The 18,102-nt window shown below is 63.9% G+C and carries 18 protein-coding genes and 1 pseudogene; 6 read left to right on the top strand and 13 right to left on the bottom strand.

What is annotated here, in order from left to right:
* Positions 1 to 25 precede the first annotated feature (25 nt).
* Together AC6CH3_RS21960 and AC6CH3_RS21955 are read right to left on the bottom strand one after the other, a co-directional pair.
* Positions 26 to 1,360, bottom strand: coding sequence for an ABC transporter substrate-binding protein (locus AC6CH3_RS21960; RefSeq protein WP_498134441.1), 1,335 nt, complete (start codon positions 1,358 to 1,360; stop codon positions 26 to 28).
* 46 nt (positions 1,361 to 1,406) lie between these two features.
* Entirely contained in the window at positions 1,407 to 2,843 is a 1,437-nt protein-coding gene (locus tag AC6CH3_RS21955) for a glycoside hydrolase (protein WP_498134440.1), read from the bottom strand.
* Between the two features lie 53 nt (positions 2,844 to 2,896).
* On the opposite strand from AC6CH3_RS21955, the gene AC6CH3_RS21950 reads away from it, so the two are divergent.
* Positions 2,897 to 3,055, top strand: a complete 159-nt coding sequence (locus AC6CH3_RS21950; protein WP_498134439.1) for a hypothetical protein — start codon at positions 2,897 to 2,899, stop codon at positions 3,053 to 3,055.
* Positions 3,056 to 3,245: 190 nt separating this feature from the next.
* A complete protein-coding gene (locus AC6CH3_RS21945) occupies positions 3,246 to 4,802 on the top strand; it encodes a glycoside hydrolase family 32 protein (RefSeq protein WP_498134438.1) in 1,557 nt (518 codons plus the stop codon).
* A gap of 23 nt (positions 4,803 to 4,825) precedes the next feature.
* On the opposite strand, the gene AC6CH3_RS21940 is transcribed toward AC6CH3_RS21945, so the two are convergent.
* Together AC6CH3_RS21940 and AC6CH3_RS21935 are read right to left on the bottom strand one after the other, a co-directional pair.
* The gene (locus AC6CH3_RS21940) at positions 4,826 to 5,830 is read right to left on the bottom strand and encodes a LacI family DNA-binding transcriptional regulator (protein ID WP_498134437.1); all 1,005 of its coding nucleotides are present in this window, start codon (positions 5,828 to 5,830) and stop codon (positions 4,826 to 4,828) included.
* 293 nt (positions 5,831 to 6,123) lie between these two features.
* A complete protein-coding gene (locus tag AC6CH3_RS21935; RefSeq protein ID WP_498134436.1) occupies positions 6,124 to 6,327 on the bottom strand; it encodes a hypothetical protein in 204 nt (67 codons plus the stop codon).
* A 229-nt stretch (positions 6,328 to 6,556) separates the two neighbouring features.
* Here AC6CH3_RS21935 and AC6CH3_RS21930 point away from each other — a divergent pair, with 229 nt between their 5' ends.
* Positions 6,557 to 8,209: an SLC13 family permease gene (locus tag AC6CH3_RS21930; protein ID WP_498134435.1), complete on the top strand. Its 1,653-nt coding sequence runs from the start codon at positions 6,557 to 6,559 to the stop codon at positions 8,207 to 8,209.
* 118 nt (positions 8,210 to 8,327) lie between these two features.
* Entirely contained in the window at positions 8,328 to 9,692 is a 1,365-nt protein-coding gene (locus tag AC6CH3_RS21925) for an MFS transporter (RefSeq protein ID WP_498134434.1), read from the top strand.
* A 100-nt stretch (positions 9,693 to 9,792) separates the two neighbouring features.
* Here AC6CH3_RS21925 and AC6CH3_RS21920 read toward each other — a convergent pair whose 3' ends face one another.
* From AC6CH3_RS21920 to AC6CH3_RS21900, 5 genes are all read right to left on the bottom strand, one after another.
* The gene (locus tag AC6CH3_RS21920; protein ID WP_498134433.1) at positions 9,793 to 11,094 is read right to left on the bottom strand and encodes a hemolysin family protein; all 1,302 of its coding nucleotides are present in this window, start codon (positions 11,092 to 11,094) and stop codon (positions 9,793 to 9,795) included.
* 175 nt (positions 11,095 to 11,269) lie between these two features.
* Positions 11,270 to 11,767, bottom strand: coding sequence for an ester cyclase (locus AC6CH3_RS21915; RefSeq protein WP_498134432.1), 498 nt, complete (start codon positions 11,765 to 11,767; stop codon positions 11,270 to 11,272).
* Positions 11,768 to 12,043: 276 nt separating this feature from the next.
* A complete protein-coding gene (locus AC6CH3_RS21910) occupies positions 12,044 to 12,454 on the bottom strand; it encodes a nuclear transport factor 2 family protein (protein ID WP_498134431.1) in 411 nt (136 codons plus the stop codon).
* 365 nt (positions 12,455 to 12,819) lie between these two features.
* Positions 12,820 to 13,452 (bottom strand): class F sortase, encoded by a 633-nt coding sequence (locus tag AC6CH3_RS21905; protein WP_498134430.1) that lies wholly within the window; start codon positions 13,450 to 13,452, stop codon positions 12,820 to 12,822.
* A 27-nt stretch (positions 13,453 to 13,479) separates the two neighbouring features.
* Entirely contained in the window at positions 13,480 to 13,893 is a 414-nt protein-coding gene (locus tag AC6CH3_RS21900) for an excalibur calcium-binding domain-containing protein (RefSeq protein WP_498134429.1), read from the bottom strand.
* Between the two features lie 230 nt (positions 13,894 to 14,123).
* On the opposite strand from AC6CH3_RS21900, the pseudogene AC6CH3_RS21895 reads away from it, so the two are divergent.
* Both AC6CH3_RS21895 and AC6CH3_RS21890 read left to right on the top strand, forming a co-directional pair.
* A pseudogene (locus tag AC6CH3_RS21895) lies at positions 14,124 to 14,523 on the top strand (MFS transporter); the annotation flags it as partial.
* Between the two features lie 394 nt (positions 14,524 to 14,917).
* The gene (locus AC6CH3_RS21890) at positions 14,918 to 15,748 is read left to right on the top strand and encodes a hypothetical protein (protein WP_498134428.1); all 831 of its coding nucleotides are present in this window, start codon (positions 14,918 to 14,920) and stop codon (positions 15,746 to 15,748) included.
* Between the two features lie 263 nt (positions 15,749 to 16,011).
* Here the strand turns inward: AC6CH3_RS21890 and AC6CH3_RS21885 are convergent, their stop codons facing one another.
* From AC6CH3_RS21885 to AC6CH3_RS21870, 4 genes are all read right to left on the bottom strand, one after another.
* Positions 16,012 to 16,335, bottom strand: a complete 324-nt coding sequence (locus AC6CH3_RS21885; RefSeq protein ID WP_498134427.1) for a hypothetical protein — start codon at positions 16,333 to 16,335, stop codon at positions 16,012 to 16,014.
* 7 nt (positions 16,336 to 16,342) lie between these two features.
* Positions 16,343 to 16,708 (bottom strand): VOC family protein, encoded by a 366-nt coding sequence (locus tag AC6CH3_RS21880; RefSeq protein ID WP_498134426.1) that lies wholly within the window; start codon positions 16,706 to 16,708, stop codon positions 16,343 to 16,345.
* A 62-nt stretch (positions 16,709 to 16,770) separates the two neighbouring features.
* Positions 16,771 to 17,544 (bottom strand): hypothetical protein, encoded by a 774-nt coding sequence (locus AC6CH3_RS21875; protein ID WP_498134425.1) that lies wholly within the window; start codon positions 17,542 to 17,544, stop codon positions 16,771 to 16,773.
* Positions 17,534 to 18,091, bottom strand: a complete 558-nt coding sequence (locus AC6CH3_RS21870) for an RNA polymerase sigma factor (RefSeq protein WP_498134424.1) — start codon at positions 18,089 to 18,091, stop codon at positions 17,534 to 17,536. Before AC6CH3_RS21870 ends, AC6CH3_RS21875 begins: the two co-directional genes overlap by 11 nt.
* Between the last annotated feature and the right edge of the window lie 11 nt (positions 18,092 to 18,102).

Below are 18,102 nucleotides of genomic sequence, written 5' to 3'. Positions count from 1 at the left end.
GGGGCCGTAGCCCCCACCGCTGTGATTACTTGAAGAACTTCGGGGCGTTCTGTCCGATGGTGCTGTCCATCGTGCGGGTGAACTGTTCGGGCGTGATGTTGCCCTGGACCAGGAGCACGAGCTCCTGCTGCAGCCTGCCGTTGGTGGTCGGGTCGAGCTGCGTGTCCCACGGCATGGCCTGCTTGTCCCCGAGGTCGTTGGCCTTCTCCAGGGCCTTCTTGTACAAGGGCGTGGCGTTGGCCGGTACGGCCGTCTCGACGTTGGTGGTCGGCGACAGGGCACCGGTGGCCGCGTATTCGGACGGATACTTCGTCAGGGCGAACTTCAGGAAGTCACTCACGAGCGGGTCGTAGGCCTTGGAGTTGACGGCCATGCCGATCCCGGACGGGGAGACGAACTCATTGGCCGCCGTGACGGATCCTGCAGTCGTGGGAAGGGTGAAGAAGTCGATGTCCCCACGCACTTCAGGATTCAGCTTGTCCGTCGCCAGGCTTGGCAGTTCCCAGGTACCGATGTTGTACATCGCTGCCTGTCCGGAGGTGAACTGGTTCTGGGCATCGGAGTAGCCCTGGGATGAGAAGCCGTCCTGGAAGCACTTCGCCTTGCCGAGCGACGCCAGCCATTCGACTGCCTTCTGCCCTGCAGGGTCAGAGAACTTCGCTTCGCCCTTCTTGAGCTTCTGAATGAAGTCCGGCCCGGCTTCACGGAAGGGCTGGTAGGCGATATACCGCTCCAGGGGCCATTGGTCCTGGCCGTCGATGGCAATAGGTGTGATGCCGACAGCGCGCAGGGCGGTGCACATGGCGGGGATGTCATCGAGGGACTTCGGCACGGAGACCCCGGCCTTCTGCAGCAGGGCCTTGTTGTACCAGACGAACTCCAGCTCGAACTGGAACGGAATCATATTCAGGGACCCGTCGTCGAACCGTTGATAGTCCAGCGCGCTGGGCCGGTAGTCGTCGTAGACGTCCAGGGACTTCAGCAGCTTTTCGACGTCGACCATTTTCCCTTGTTTGGCCAGCTGTTGGGCGAAAGGCGTGGCATCGGTGTCGAAGAGCTCGGGGAGTTTGTTGGCTGCGGCCAGCGTCTCAAGCTTTTGGATGTATGAGGGCCGGTCGGGGGTGGTGATGAGGTTCAGCGCGAAGCCCGGGTGGTCTTTGGCGTACTCGTCGGCGAGCTTCTTCATGATGTTGATGACGGCCCCGTCAGCCGGCCGGGAAAGCAGCCACGAGATTTCACGGGCTTTGATCTCCCCGGTGGGGCTGACGTTGGAAGGGTCGCTGGACCCTCCGCCGCCGCAGGCTGTCAATGCCAAGGCTGCGACGGCGGCGACGGCGGCAGCACGGATCAGTTTTTTCATTACGGCAATCTCCCTTGATTGGAACAGAGGTTGGGGTGGGCGATATTCAGGTGTCGGTGCGCTTACGTATCTCAAGTTCGGTGACGGTGGCGGATCCTTCGCCGGTGAAAAGGCCGATCCGTCCCGCGGGCAGGTCGTAGACCCGGGTGCTGAGAGCCACCTGCCGGTCGACGACGGCGACGCACAGGTCGCCGTCGACGATGACCTCCAGGGTGTGCTCGCCCGGAGCGAGGTGGCACGGGCGCTCCAGCTCGATGTCGAACGGAACGTCCCCGGACACGTGCCATTGAGCCTCTCCTGTGATGGCCCGCGGCCAGCGGTCGAAGACGAGCCGGCCACGTTTCGGTTCCAAGCGCAGAATGTAGGACTGGTCCCCGTCCTGGCTGGAGCGCAGCAACAGCCCGCATTCGCTGGTGTGAGGGGCGATGTCCAGCACTGCCTTGGCGTAGAACTGGCTGGGCAGTTCTTCGTCGGATATGACAGCGGCATACCCGTCCGGTACGTCCAGCCGTGTCGGCAGGTCGCTGGTCAGGGATATCGGGATGTCTTCCCAGAAGCTGCCCACAAGCTCATCGGCGAAAGAAAATCCCAGAGTTCCGTCCGGATTTTGGCGGGCTTCCAGAACGGCCATCGTGCCGGCCCACTGCCAAGGTCCCTGATCGGTGTCGTCTTCCTTGCTGGCGATCCAGCCGAAGAAGAAGCGGCGCCCCTCGCGCTCTGCTGTCTTGGAGGCGTAGAACGCGCGGCCGTCGATGCTGTCCAGGTTCGGCACGATCCACGGCCCGTCGGGGCTCTTGGCCATGCGGTACCGGGTAGTGAACGATTCCGAGAACTCGGAGTACACCATGTACCACCAGTCGCCCCAAGCGAACACGTCGGGGCATTCATGCGTAATGTAGCGGCGCGGATCCCAGAAGGGTTCGGCGTGCTGCCAGGTCATCAGGTCACCGGACACGCACTGGGCGATGACACCCCGGCGCCGTTCCGGCCCGTCGGAATGCCGTGCCGCCAACAGCATCCGCCACTGGTCCTTGCTTTCATCCCGGAACACGAAGGGATCCCGCCAGTCCCCGGACTCATACCCCTCCGGAGCGCCAAACGTGAGTTCCGGGTGCTTCACCCACGTCTGCATGCCATCAGTGCTCGAGGCGTGCATGACCAGCTGCAGGGGCAGACCGTCAGGGCCGAGATTCCGGGGGTTCTGGCCTGTGTAGAACAGGTGGTGAATGCCGGTATCGTCGACGACGATACTGCCCGTGTAGGCATTAAAGTCGAGATCGGTTTCGCTGCCGTGATGCAAGGAAACGCCGTGGTCCTCAAACTGCGTGAGGTCCTTGGTGGTGACGAGGTTCCATGAGGTCCCGGGTTTCGGATCCGAGCGGTCTTCGTGAAGGTAGAAGAGCCAGAACTCTCCATCCTTCTCGAAGGGGATAAGGTCCCCAACCCATCCGTCGTTGGGCTGGAAGAAGACTGAGCGTTTCATCTGCGCTGATGTCCATTCTGCTAAAGCGTTTGATCACTAGGAAGGTAGCGTTAATGCGCTGGGTGATCAAGCGTTTTAGCAAATTTTCTCTTTTGCTTCCGGTGCTCTCAGCTCGGCAAGACCGTGAGTGCACCGTGCCGTTCCGGGAAAGTGAAAAACTGGTGATTAAACGCTTGACCACGGCCTCCGAATCCGACTATCGTCCTGCGTAACCGGTGAGTCCCACGCCCGACGACACTGAGCGGCGGCATTTTCAGGGACACCCGGCCGACGTTTCTCACCCCCCGAAGAGCGTGCAGTGTTGCTGCCCGGGATCTTCCCGTGTCCCACCCCGATGCGCCTCCGCTACCACCACGTTCAGCTGGCTATGGCGCCCGCCGAACCTTGAGAGGAAACCAATTTATGAGGCACGAAACCTCACGACGCTCTGTCCTGCAGGGTGCAGGCGTCGGGGCCCTTACCCTTTTCGCCAGCAGCGCCGTACCGGCAGCGCACGCCCAGTCATCCCTGCGGGCGGTCTATCATATGACTCCGCCCTCGGGCTGGCTGTGCGACCCGCAGCGCCCCGTACATACCAACGGCGCTTATCAGCTCTACTACCTGCACTCCGGGCAGAATAACGGCCCGGGCGGATGGGATCACGCCACGACCAGTGATGGCGTGTCGTTCACCCACCAGGGCGTGGTGATGCCCTTGCAGCCCGATTTCCCGGTGTGGTCGGGATCGGTCGTCGTCGACGCCGCCAACACCGCTGGCTTCGGGGCCGGGGCGGTGATCGCACTTGCGACACAGCCAACCGACGGGATCCGCAAGTATCAGGAGCAGTACCTCTACTGGTCAACCGACGGCGGCTACACCTTCACCGCCCTCCCCGACCCGGTGATCGCCAACACCGACGGCCGCACCGCCACGACACCAGCCGAGATCGAAAACGCAGAGTGGTTCCGCGATCCCAAAATCCACTGGGACGAGGTACGCAGCGAATGGGTGTGCGTGATCGGACGGGCACGCTACGCGGCCTTTTACACCTCGCCGAACCTGCGGAATTGGCAGTGGAAATCCAACTTCGATTACCCGAACCATGCGCTCGGCGGGATCGAGTGCCCCGATCTGTTCGAGATGACCGCCGGCGACGGCACTCGGCATTGGGTGCTCGGCGCGAGCATGGATGCCTACAGCATCGGCCTGCCGATGACCTATGCGTATTGGACTGGCGCCTGGAACGGCACGGCGTTTATCGCCGACAACCTCACACCGCAGTGGCTCGACTGGGGCTGGGACTGGTACGCAGCTGTCACGTGGCCATCGGTCGAGGCGCCAGAGACAAAACGCCTTGCAATCGCCTGGATGAACAACTGGAAGTACGCGGCCCGGGACGTACCCACCGATGCATCCGACGGGTACAACGGGCAGAACTCGATCGTGCGGGAACTGCGGCTCGAGCACCAGTCGGGCGGCTGGTACAGCTTGCTCAGCGCCCCCGTTGAGGCGCTTTCGGGCTACGTCACCGCGACAACCACGTTCCCTGATCGCACGGTCAACGGCAGTTCCGTGCTGCCGTGGAGTGGGCGCGCCTACGAGCTCGAGCTCGACATCTCTTGGGACGCGGCTACGAACGTTGGGGTCTCGGTCGGCCGCTCCATGGACGGATTGCGTCATACGAATGTTGGCAAGTACGGCGAAGAGCTCTACGTCGACCGTGCGCCCTCGGACCAGAACGGCTACTCGCTCGCGCCTTACTCGCGTGCTGCCGCGCCTATTGACGCCAACGCGAGATCGGTGCACCTGCGCATCTTCGTGGATACACAGAGCGTCGAAGTGTTCGTGAACGCCGGGCACACGGTGCTTTCGCAGCAAGTGCATTTCGCCGACGTCGACACCAGTATCTCGTTTTACGCCGACGGCGGCCCGGCGGACTTCACCGGAATTAGAATCCGCGAGTTCGGCAGCCCCATCTAGCTGCCGAGCCCGGGCCTCAGCCTTTAGGAGGCTGGGCTCGGGCCGGTGGAGGCGCGGTATTCGATGGTCGGCGCCAGCCGGACAACGGAGGTCTCGGCCGACTTGTCGGCGATGCGCTTGGTGAGCAGCTCGGCGGCCGTGGCACCCACCTCGAATGCCGGCTGGCGGACGGTGGTGAGCCGGGGCTGAAACAGATCCGCGTAGGCGAAGCCGTCGAACGTGGCGAAGGCGATGTCGTCGGGCATCCGAAGTCCCCGCTGCTGGATGCGCCGCAGCGCGGCAGCGGCCAGCACGGTGCTGCATGCGATGACTGCGGTGGGCGGCGCGGCTGCTGACAGCGCTGCCTCTATCCCGGCGTCGGCCCCTTCCTGGCCGGCGGCGGTGACGGTGAGCTGGTCCGACGGCGGGATGCCGGCTGCCGTCATGGCGTCCTGGAAGGCGCTGTGCCGTTCCCGCAGCGTGGACACCCGGGTGTCCCCGGCGACCAGCAGAATCCGGTCGTGGCCCTGCGAGGTGAGGTGCTGGACCAGTTCCTTGATCGGCGCGATGTTTTCCACGCCCACCTGGTCGAAGGGGTCCTCGGAGAGCCGGTCCATCAGCACCAGCGGCGTGTCCTGGTTGGCGAACTCGGCCAGGGCCTCCGGGCCGGAGCCGGCGGCGCGGGCCAGGATCAGGCCGTCCACCCTGCGCTCCAGCAGGGCCCGGACGGCGCGGGCCTCGCGTTCCGGGTCCTCGGCGGAATTGGCCAGGAGCAGGGTGATGCCCTGGCTGGCGGTGGTTTCCTCCACGCCTCGGATCATCTCGGCGAAAGCCGGCTCGCCGCCGTCGGAAACGATCAGGCCGATGCTGTCGGTCCGGGAGCGCCGCATGGCGCGGGCCAGGGCGTCCTGGCGGTAGGAGGTTTCCTCGATGGCTTTGAGGACACGCTGCCGGGTCTCGTCGCCGACGTGCCTGGTGCCGTTCAGGACGTGCGAAACGGTGGAGATGGACACGCCGGCCAGCTGCGCCACTTTTACCATCGTCGTCATCGTTGCCGCCCTCGGTGAATCGTTTACGCGAACGTTTCGCGTCGCATTCGCCAGTTTACAGACGGGCCTCCGACGCGGAACTCGCCGGCCCCCAGGAACTGAGGGCGGCAAGGCCCGCGGCAGCCGCAGCGCTGAGCACCACCGCCCCCAGCCAGAGCGAAGCCGGCCAGCGGATCGCATCTGTCACCGCGAAGGCGACGAGCTGGCCCGTCCACAGGAGCGCCGCGATCGCTGCCGTGACCGCGGGCAGCCGCTGGCTGAGCCGGCGATGGCGTACGGCTGCAGGCCAACCATCACGACGGGCAGCCAGGCCGCCGCCCCGTGAAGCCGAGCAGCAGGTGGGTGGGGCTGACCAGGGCATCCAGCGACACTTCGAGGCCCAGCAGCTCGTGCCACAGCAGCCACAGGCCCAGGAGCTCTGTCACCAGGTCGCGGAGCCCGCCGTCCCTTGTGTTGTGTGCAGTATCGCGCATCGGTGCCCACTTCCACGGAGCCATCAGGTGCGGGGATGCTACTGCCCCGGCTGGGCGCTCACAAGGGAAGAACGCTCAGGCTCAGGCAGTGGCGTCGTCCCTGGCTGGGACAATCCGCACCGCGAATGGTTCAAAGGGCTAATGGCCCGAATGCCTGACGGCGGCAACTCTCAAGCGCAGGCGGGTTGTTGACCGGCGGCCCAGCTGTTACGTTTTTTGAACCTAACCACTCAATGGCGTGCGGAGGCCGGAAATGAGTGACCCGTCCAAGAGAATCGTGCCGGAACAGGGTGAGATCGTGCCCGAACAGGGTGAGTTCGATCAGGAACCCGAGGACAAAGGGCCTTCCCGCCCACCAGGTCGCACATGGCTTTTGCGGGGCCTGGGAGTGGCGCTGGCCATAGTTGTTTACTTCCTGCTCGGCACGTCGGACCTTTCAAATGACGCACGGGTGGTGGCGGGCGTCGGGACGCTCATGGCGGTCTGGTGGATGACTGAGGCCGTGCCGTTGTCGGTGACTTCGTTGCTGCCGATCGCGCTAATGCCCGTGATGACACAACGCACCATCGCCGAGACTACGGCTCCTTACGCGAATCCGATTGTTTTCCTGTTCCTGGGTGGTTTCCTCATCGCGATCGCCATGCAGAAATGGAACCTGCACCGCAGGATCGCGCTGCTGACCTTGCGTCGTGTTGGTACTCATCCACGCCGAATCATCCTCGGGCTGATGATCTCCACCGCATTCCTTTCGATGTGGGTGTCCAACACTGCCACCACACTGATGATGCTGCCGATTGCGCTGAGCGTGTTAACCCTCGTGGCGGAGAACAGCGTCAAATCCGGCGCCGCCGTCCCCCACGGCGTTGCCTCAAGGGACCTGGGCGAGGGACTTCGGGCCGGCAGAGCCATCAGTGAAATGGTTGAGGACCGCGAGGTGCGCGTCTTCGGCGTAGCCCTGGTCTTGGCGATCGCGTGGTCCGCCACTATCGGCGGGCTGGGAACGCTGCTGGGCAGCCCTCCCAACGCCATCGTGGCCGGCTACATCAGCGATGAACTTGGAAAGACTGTCGGATTCGCCCAGTGGATGATGCTGGGCGTCCCTATCGTTGCCGTCTTCCTTGGGCTCGCATGGTTGCTCCTCACCAGGCTCATCTTCCGCGTCAAACTGGACGAGGTGCCCGGCGGTGAGCAGTTGATCAATGACGAAATCGCTGCTCTCGGACCGATGAGCCAAGGTGAAAAGATAGTGCGCGCTGTCTTCGCGACTGCCGCATTCTTCTGGATCGTGCCTGGCCTGCTGTCCAATATCGGCGATCTCGGCGAGCAGCTGCCCTGGCTGGACCTTTTCGACGACACCGTGATCGCCATCGGAGCAGGTGCGCTGCTCTTCATCCTCCCCGGTGACAAGAAGGGGCATATGACCCTCAACTGGAAAGACGCCGAGGAGGGTCTACCCTGGGGTGTCCTCCTGCTGTTCGGGGGCGGTCTCTCGCTGGCTGCCGCAGTGGCAGGTACTGGCTTGGACGCCTGGTTCGGCGAGCGGGTCAGCGGTCTCGGAGCGCTGCCGATGATATTGCTGCTGGCCACGGTCGTCCTCATCGTTCTGCTCCTCACCGAGATCACCAGCAACACCGCGACGGCGGCGACCTTCATACCCATTCTGGGCGGAGTGGCCATCGGGATAGGTATCGATCCCATGACTCTGCTCATTCCGGCGGCATTGGCGGCCACCTGTGCCTTCATGCTGCCTGTGGGCACACCTCCCAACGCTATTGTTTTCGCCACCGGGAATGTCAAGATCAGCGAGATGGTTCGCGGCGGTGTGGTGCTCAATATCGTCGGCGTCCTTCTGATCACGATTTTCACGGTGCTGATCGGCCCGTTTGCGCTGGGCTTGGTGCTTTAACTCGCTCTGTTCGGCCAGCAGTACCTGAGGGTCACAGGTGTTCTGGCCGTGCCCCAGGACCAGGCCTGAAGAAGTAGGGGAATTCGCGGAGAAGCACCCGTTGGGGAAGACTGTTGCCGTGAGCAACTCTCCCCGCACCGGCCTGGCCGTGGCCGGCCTCAGCCTGGGCACGTCGCTGAACCCGCTGAATTCGTCGATGATCGCCGTCGCCCTGGTGGTGCTGCGGGAGGACTTCAGGCTCGACGTCGCCACCGTCACCTGGGTGATCACCGCCTTCTACATCACCTCGGCCGCAGGCCAGCCGCTCATGGGCCGGCTCGCTGACAGGTTCGGGCCGCGGCGGCTCTTCATGCTGGGCATGGCCCTGGTGGCGGTGACCTGCGCGCTGGCTTCCTTCTCGCCCAACTTCGTGTTCGTCTGCATCGCCCGCGCGCTCATGGCGCTGGGGACCGCGACGGCGTACCCGAGCGCCGTCGTCATGGTCGGTGAACTGGCCAGGCAGGCGGACGTGTCCACGACGCGGCCGCTGGGCCGCATCCAGATGGCCAACACATCCGGCGCGGCGGTCGGCCCGGTGGTGGGCGGGCTGCTGGTGAGCCTGGTCGGCTGGGAGGCGCTGTTCCTGATCAACGTGCCGCTGGCCCTCGCCGCCCTGCTCCTGGTGCGGAGGTTCGCGCCGGATGACCACGGGCGGGAGCAGGGCAGCCTCGCCAGCCTGCTGCGTGACTCCGACATTCCCGGCATCCTCGCCTTCACAGGCGGCATGGTGCTGCTGCTCATGGGACTGCTGGACGCGCTGCCCGGGTTCCGCTGGTGGCTGCTGGGCGGCGCAATGCTGCTGGCCGTGCTGTTCGCCTGGCGGGAGCTGAGCTTCAAGCGCCCGTTCCTGGATCTGCGGCTGCTGGGCAGGAACCGGCCGCTGCTGCTGGTATACCTGGGCTTCACGGTGTTCAGCGGCGTCTACTATTTCGCCTTCTTCGGGCTGCCCCAGCTGCTGCAGGAAGCCGGGGGCTATGACCCGGGCGTGGTGGGCCTGCTGATGCTGCCGCTGGCGGCGATGTCCGTCGTCGTCACGCCGCTCGCCGCGCGCGCGATCGACCGGTTCGGCGTGCGGCGTGTGCTGATCGCCGCCGTCGTACTGCTTACTGTGGCGGCAGCGGCGCTGTGGCTGCTGACGGCGTCGTTCGCCGTCCTGCTGGTCCTGGCGCTGACCGCCCTCATGGGCGTTCCGTACGGGGCGGTCGCCATCGCCTCCAACCAGGGCCTGTATGTGTCCGCCGCGCCGGGGGACAGGGGAGTGGCCGCCGGGATTTACCAGACCTGCCGGTACGTCGGCGCCATCGGCGCCACCGTGATGATCGGCATCTTCTATGGCACCGGGGTGAACCAGGAGAACTGGGGCCGCATGGTGCTGGTGATGCTGGGCCTCTGCGCGGTCACGTTCGTGGTGTCGCTGCTGTGGCGGGAGCGGAAGGCGGCGTAGCCATCGACGGGACGGACTGGCCGTCCGGTGCTGAACGCCACGTCGAACTGCAAGCGCTGCCCTTAGCCGGGCTGCGCAGCGTGTCATTCTTCAAAAATGCTCAAAGTTCCTCGGGCTGCCCATCCTCGGGGGTAACGCGGATCCGAGCGATCCGCAGTCGGTCCATCGCCGTCACCGTCAGCACGTGGCCTGCCATCTCCACCCGGTCGCCTACATGAGGAAGCCGACCCAATCGGTCGAGGACGAACCCGGCCACTGTTTCGTAGTGACCTTCCGGCAGCGCTATACCGGACGCCGACCTGAATTCCTGCAGGATCAGGCCGCCGTCGACCTCAATCGATCCACCGGTCACGTGGACGCGATCCTCGGGGTCAGCCCCGATGTCGTACTCGTCGTAGATCTCACCGACCAGTTCCTCCGTCAGATCTTCGAAAGTGACGATGCCGTCCGTGCCCCCATACTCGTCGACCACCAGAGCGATGTGCTGGTTCAGCCTGCGCATGCGGGACAGCGAGGGCAGCACCTTGTTCGTTCCCGGCAGCGGGAGAATCTCACGAACGATGTCCTTCACCATCCGGTCGTCATAATGTTCATCCCTGGGCATCAGGTCACGGATATGCATGAATCCCAGGACGTCATCCGGGGTCCTGCCAATCACGGGATAGCGCGAATACGGGGCATCCCTCAGCATGCTGCGAGCGGCCGCAACAGTCATGCCGCTGTCGACGAAGATGACGTCGGTGCGGGGGCGCATGACCTCCCGCAGCGAACGGTTTCCTGCCCGAAAAACGTCATTCAGGATGCTCCGGCTGTGCTCCTCCAGCCGGTCGTTCTGCGTCACCATTTCCCGCAGTTCCTCAGCGCTGATGCCCTCCTGTTTGACCTTGGGATCACCGCCAAAGAGCCTGACAACAGCGTCGGTTGAAACCGACAGCAACCAGACGACGGGCCGCATCAATTCCGAGAGGACGATCAAAGGCGGGGCAAGAACCTTTGTGAAGCCAACGGCACTCTGCATGGCCAGCCTCTTGGGCACCAGCTCACCCAGCACCAGGGAAAGATAGGCCACCAGCAGCGTCATGCCGATAAAAGCAACAGATTCAGCCGCGGGACCGAATCCCACGGCTTCGAGGAGGGGTTCAACATCCGGGGCGATCGTGGAGGCGCCGTAGGCGGCCGAGAAGAAGCCGGACAGCGTCACGCCGATCTGAACAGTTGAGAGAAAGCGGTTGGGATTGCCGGCCAAGGCTGCGATTCTGGCGCCGTGCTTTCCTGCCTTTTCCATCCGGCGCACCTGGCTTTCGCGGAGGGAAACGAGCGCCATTTCCGTGCCGGCGAAGACTCCTCCCAACAGCACAAAAAAGAGGACCAACAGGAAATTGACCAGGGTGCCGCTGTCCATGGAACGACACTACCGAACCAGTGCGCATATCGCTCCGGGGCGGGGCCGCCGGAGAATGACGACGACGGAGAAGGCGACCGTCGAGGCCGTCGCCTCGGGCTGAGGCGCTGGGGTCGGCCACTGGCCTCCAGCCGCCGACTCCAGCGCCTCTGCCCAGCTTTCACTGCTAATGCATCTAGGCCAGCCCGAGTTGCTCCTGCTGACTCGCGACGTCGTAGTAGCGGCGCTCCTCGATGATTTTGCCGGACTCGTCGAGACGGCTGAAGAACGCCATGGGGAACTCCAGCCGTCGGCCCGTTGCCGGGATCTCGTCCGCACCGGGCAGCTGGATGGGCCCGTTGTTGGTTCCGGTGATTTTGCCCTCGCCAGCGACCAAGCGATCCTCGACCAGTATGTTGATCAGAGAGAATTCAAGGTCCGGAAATCCTATGAGGAACGTTGCCGCGTCCTGTTCGATTGCCGCCCGGCCCCGCAGCGGCTCGGGGTACTGGGGGTCAACGACGACGGCGTCATCCGCATAGAAGCTGGCAAAGGCCGAGGCGTCATGCGCGTTAATCGCCTGAGTCTGGGCCTCAAGGGCCTGCCTGCTGTCTGTGGGCATCGCCTGCTCGGAGCCCGCTGTGTCGTAGCTCTGAGTGGTCATGAGGATTGTCATGAATCTGCGAATGAACATGTGCGTGCTTCCTTGCTTGAAGGCCAGTTAAGGTGCCAGCCCCAGCCTGTGGCGTTGAATGCGGGGCAGCCTTGAAAGCCTGCAAGAGCCTTCACGGCAATCCGTGAGCAGGGCCGCACCAGAGGCGGCCAGCCCCATTGTAGGACTGAAGCGGAGCCTGGGGAAGGGTGGGCAGGAGCATCTGGTGCGGAAGACTGTTAACCGTCAAGGTGAATGGGTCACGGACCCCGTCGGCCGGCGTTGGAAGCTAGGGGGAGAGCGAGCACAACTATGGAGCTAGGGAGGTGGCGGGGGCGGGTCTGCAGACCGCTCGGCGCGCCATGGCGTGCGCCACTCCGCAGCGTCCCAGCCATCCATGATGTAGATCCGCTCGTGCGCAACCCGGTCGCCCCGGAACTCCATCAGACTGACGGTGAACATCCATGGCGCGCCGTCATAGCTGATCAGGTTCTCCACAACAACCAGGTCGGCACGGTGAGTGATTCGTCGAGTGTGGAACTTGAGCTTCGCCGGGTACTGCCGCCTCCATTCGCGGAAGTTCTCCACGCCTTCGAACCGTTCGCCAGGCTGAGGGAACTCAAGCACCGCGTCGTCGTGGTAGATCTCGTGGGAGACGTCCTCGTCCTTGCCCGAGTATTCCCAGTGACGCCGCAGAGCCTGCAGGAGGTCGGTCTCGTTGAGCATCATTCACCTCCTGGGCCAGAACCAATGCTTACTTCAGGCTCCTTGCACGACAATGGGCCCTTTCCTGGAAGTGAACGCCTGCTGGGAGCAGGACGCATCGCCGACGCGGTAGGCTAGGTCGCCGGCACACTCCTCGGCGGGGCGGCAGCAACGGCGGCCGGATGTGCGTTGCCGCGGTGCACCACACCAGGATGATCCGTGGTTCCCGGTTGGGAAAGCTAGGCAGAGAGGGCGGTGGTCCGAAAGCAACGCCGTACCACCGCCCTCCATCCATTTCGCCCTGATAAGTGGTGCCCTTCGGGCGCCACTTATCCCCCAATAGGGCTGGACGGTCTGTGCGCTGGGCTCCTACCTGGACCGCGCGTGTTTCAAACGACGAGCTTTGCGTAGACCACGTAGTTGTCGTCGAACTGACCCGTTTCCGGATCATAACCATCACACGTTATGAGCCGCAGTTCGGGGCCTTCGGTATTTCCGTAGACCGTCTGTGTTGGGAACTCGTCCTTGGGGTACTGGTCGCCATGATCGAACGTGAATTCTCTCGTTGTGCCATCCTGCCGGGTAACCCTGATGAGATCGCCCGCCTTGAGATCGCGGAGATTGGCGAAGACTCCTGGTCCTCCGTCGGTTGCATTCACATGGCCAAGAAGAACTGCGGGTCCGGGGTCGCCAGGTGTGGGGGACCCGTTGTACCACGCGGCCGGGGCCCCAGGCCCATCCGGCGGCACTTCCAGGGACCCGTCTTCCCTCAAACCGAGACTCAGGAGCTCGGATTGAGTGCCAACGGAGGGAATGCTGATGGATACCGGGGCGGAGGCGGCCACGACGTCCAGTGATGGGCTGGGCGACGCCGGCACTGAAGCCGCTGCCGTCTCATTGACAGACGCAGGTGTGCCGACGCTTTGCGACAAAGTGCTGGTTCCGCAGCCTGTGAGAAGTAGCAAAGCGACCGCCGCAGACGCCAGCTGGCATCTGCGACGGGCGCTCGTTGAGCTAGTCATACGAAGCTCTGTTCCGATCCCGAGTCTCTACGCCCGGATGGCCGCGCGAAGCCGCACGATCATCGTTCCGCCTGCTGCTGCCACGGCGAGGCCCCCAAGTGCAAGGAAACCCATGGTGCTGCCCGTTTCCTGAGCAACACCGGTGTCAGCGCCACCGACGGGCACCTGGCGCACCTGCGCAGGAGCCTGGGCGACTTCGGCGGGAGCGGGGACGACCTCGGTGGTTCCGCCAGCACCGGGGCTTTCGCAGGCAATGCCATCCTTGTCGCCGTCGAGGTGCGGACCGTAACCGGGTGCCCCCACCGGAATGTCGGAGGCGCCCGCCGCTCTCGCTGTAGCGCAGTTAGGGTAAGCGCCGATTGTTGCACTAGCGGGGGTTGCCGTCAGCGCTGAAAGTCCAACCACGGCCGCTACTGCCAGCACGGATGTGCTCTTTTTCATTTAGTTCCCCATTCATTTTTCTGTGCCAGGTCAGGGCGAGCGGACGACCATCCGGTGAAGGAGGAAGCCTGCGACCGCCCCTGCTGGCGGGTAAAAGTGGCATTTGCCTTGCAAGTTATATCAGCGTCGATGGTTGAAGCATCAATATGACACGCAGCGCATTTGCGGTTTTGAGAATGTGCTTCGTTGGCCCCAGAATCAGTAGGATTCGGTGGGAATGAGGCCACTGCGTCGTCGTCACGCCCCTCGCCGCGCGCGCGATCGACTGGTTCGGCGTGCGGCGGGTGCTGATCGCCGCCGGCAGCGGCGCTGTGGCTGCTGACGGCGTCGTTCGCCGCACTGCTGGTGCTGGCGCTGACCGCCCTCATGGGCGTGCCGTATGGGGAGGTCGCCATCGCCTCCAACCAGGGCCTGTACGTGTCGGCGGCGCCGGGGGACAGGGGAGTGGCCGCGGGGATTTATCAGACCTGCCGGTACGTCGGTGCCATCGGCGCCACGGTGATGATCGGCATCTTCTACGGCACCGGGGTGAACCAGGAGAACTGGGGCCGCATGGTGCTGGTGATGCTGGGCCTCTGCGCGGTGACGTTCGTGGTGTCGCTGCTGTGGCGCGAGCGGAAACAGGGGTAAGGCCAGCGCAAGCCAATTGCTGAGAGCTGAGGGGACAACACAGAGCCGTTTCTCTGGTTATGAAAATGTGTGGGGCCACTTCGCTGAGTCGGGTGCGAAGAATTCAGGCAGCCGTCCCGCCGTTCCCACCTTCCAAGGGCTATACAATTCGTCAGTGCCCAGGATATCCGCATCTTCTCAGTGATATTAATCAGGCCCGCAATTCCTCGGCGCCGGGCATGTTGTATGCGGAAACGAGTTGCTCAGTTTTTGCACAGCTTCTTCGCATTTTCGCCTTCCAAGGGCTAAACGATAGTTACTGTTTTAGTGCAGCGCAGACATTGGGGGTCGGGAAACCGGCAGAACAGTTCTGCCGCGCACATCCCCGAGTCATCGCTACCAGAGAGGCACTAACTTGTCCCACCAATACCCGCAGTCTCCTGCAGGCCCTACGCCTCATCCGCCTGCACCCTCTCACGCACCCTTCCAGCATGGCCCAGCGCCGCAGTACTTCGCTCCAGGGCAACCACCAAAGAGAAAGAAGAAGAAGTGGCCGTGGATTGTCGGGGCTCTCGTAGTTATCGGGGCTATCGGCTCAGCCGCTAGCGGCAGCAACAATGAACCCGCTGATTCGTCTCCCTCCGCAGCGGCAGAAGCGTCAAAGGCCGCGGATGACGCAGCAGCGCAAGAAGCAGAGAAGAAGGCTGAAGCGGAGCGGGTAGCCGCTGAAAAAGCAGCAGCGGACAATGCAGCCGCAGAAAAAGCCGCAGCCGATAAAGCTGAAGCTGCCCGCGTAGCAGCCGCCAAGAAAGAGGCTGCTGCCAAAGCAGCTGCGGAAAAGGCTGCCGCGGAAAAGGCCAAACGGGAAGCCCAAGCTAAGATCGCGAACGCCACAGAGAAGTCCGCTCGAGACTTGTCCCTCGTGGCCAAGAATCCCGACGCTTACTTGGGCCAAACGATGGTCGTCTACGCGAACATCACTCAGTTCGATGCAGCGACTGGAAAATGCACCTTCCGCGCAAACATCGCACACACAAACATGGCTTATTCCTATGAATACGAGCACAACTCAATCTTCACAGGGGGCGACGGGGACAGTGACTGTCCCGCACTCGCCGACTTTGTGACAGACGACGAAGTCCGCATCACCGCGACGTCCATGGGATCGTTCAGCTACGATACGCAAATCGGAGGCAACACCACGGTGCCGATGTTCAAGGTTGAAAGGATCGCCCTCATTCAGTAGTTCCGCTTCTACCGGGAGCTTCTGACAACGGCCCAGGCGCCCTCGCTTTGCCGCGGGGGCGCTTTCTGTTTAGCAAGAAAATTGGGCGTGCTCAGGCCCAAAGCCGATGAGTACCGCACCGAAGGCACGGGAGTCGTGAAACCATGTGCAAAACGGGGGGGCAGCGATTTTCAGTGCGGGCAGGCACCGCTGGGCCGGATGGATTTACATTGTGGCCGCCCCACCAGTCGCCGTAGATCCGGCTGGATTGAGGGCTCGGGCCGCTACTGGGCCAGGCGCCGGTTGCGTGCCTGGCGCGCCAGCCGGCTGAAGGCATAGACGAACACGGCCTCGATCATCACCATCAGTCCGACTAACAGCCACTGCCCCTGGCTGATGAACACGATCACGCCCGCGAGGACCAGCAGGGTTCCGAGGACCAGGGCGTACACGGCGAACCCGAACGCCACCCTTGCACTGCGCACGCCGGTGCGGAAGCCGAAGCCGAGCGGCTGTCCGCCGGGTACCCCCTCGACGCGGTCGGGGACCGCGGGCGGGAGCCTGTCGAACTCTTCCCACGGATCCCGATGCTGATCCTGATCCGTCATGCTTCCATTATCCCGCGCCGCCGGACGGCCAGCCCCGGTTTCGCGCCCAGTTGCGCGCGAGCCCGTACTTTACGCCGTCGTCATCGGGCTTCTTGCGCCGTGCGGGCGGGCAGACAGAAATCGTTGCCCTCGGGATCACTGAGAACAACGATGTGCCGTCGGCGCGGAGGTCGAGATGCAGCCGGTTCTTGACGGACTTGTTCTCTGGCACTGGCACCACGTCGATTGTGGGCCATGAGCCATCTGGTGGCGAGATGCTGATGACGCCGTCGTCCTCGCCGGCCACATGCCATCCGAGGACGTTGCACCAGAAGCCGGCCACCACGCGCGGGTGTACGGCGTCGATCACGATGGCCGCTATCCGACTGGACATGGCACCATGTTATGCGGGCCCCGGACCCCGGGGCTGGCGCTGAAGGAGACACGCCCCGGTACTCAGCGCCGGTCCTCGGCAGGCGCCGCCTCCGACAGGCCGGCGCCCTGCCCTGTCCCGCCGTCGGCAGCCGCCTTGCCCGTGGCCTTCTTCCCATCACGGGGAACGTCCGGCCCGCTCGCCGGGGGCCTGTGCTCCGGTACATCAGTGGCAGGGGACGCGCCCGGCTCGGCCTGTTTTGCTCCTGCCGGCGGCACTGTGGAGGGCGCCTCAGCCTTCGGGGGCCCCTGCGGCGCATGCCCCGGAGGCTTGGCGTTGTCCTGCCGTTCCCTTTCGGAGTGCTCTGCAGCGGGGGCAGGGGCCGGGGCGGCGGGAACAGTCGCCGCCGGCCGCGTCCCGGCAGGGGAAGGAACGACGACGGCGGGCGCCGTCGTCGTCGGTACTGGCGTCTCCGGCACTGGAGGTGAGAACGAACGGACGATGCTGCTGATGGTGCCTTCTGCCTGGCTGCGCAGCGTCTCATTCCCGGCGGCCGCTGCGCCCGCGACGCCGAGCGAAGCCGCCACAGCAAGTGTGGTCAGAAGGGCGCGCTTTTTCCTTGGATGCCTGCGGGACCAGTCGTCCAGTCCAACCACGTCAGCCTTAAAGGGTTCGCTCATCAAGGCGGCCAGCTCGGGCGAGGGCTCCGGGATTTCCGTAGTCCGGAGGTCCCTCAGCTGTAGCAGCACGGCGCGCAGCTCGGCGTCGTCCGGAAAGCCGCCCTCGGCGAGCAGCGTGTCCACGCAACTCTCGTCGGCGGCCCGGCGTTCTTGCTGCCTGTTGTCTTCACCGGTCATGATGCGCGCCTTCTCCCAATGATGGATAAAGTTTCCTTAGCCGGCACAGTGCCCGGCGTTGCAGCTGTTTGATGGCTCCAGGCGTTTTGCCCATGATTTCCGCCGTCGTTTCCAAAGACAGGTCCGCGATGATTCTTAGGGCGATGACTTCCTGCTGGTCCTGCTGGAGTGCCCCCAGCAGCTGCTTCACATCGGCCGAGCCTTCTGCTGCCAGCAGCTGGTCCTCGGCGGAAGCGGTACTGCGTGAGTCTGCTTCGGCGTCGTAACCGGTGGTTTGCGGAGCCTTGACGCGGCGCCGGTACTCGTCCACGTAGCGTGCGTGCGCGATCGAAAAGACAAGATTCTTGATCCCTTTGGAACCGCCGCGCACGCCCCCCAGCTGCGGGTAGAGCGCCAGGAACACCTCCTGTGTGGTGCCTTCTGGATCTTCCACGTTTCGTGCGCGGAGGTAGCTCAATACGGCAGGGGAGAACTGGCGGTATGCAGCGCAAAAGACATCCTCATCGGCCTGACCGGCCGTCTTTGCGTCCTCTTTGACCTTTTGCATCCGCCCCCCTG

The organism is Arthrobacter sp. GQ119, from assembly GCF_059759125.1.
This window is presented reverse-complemented; position numbering and strand designations above follow the sequence as displayed.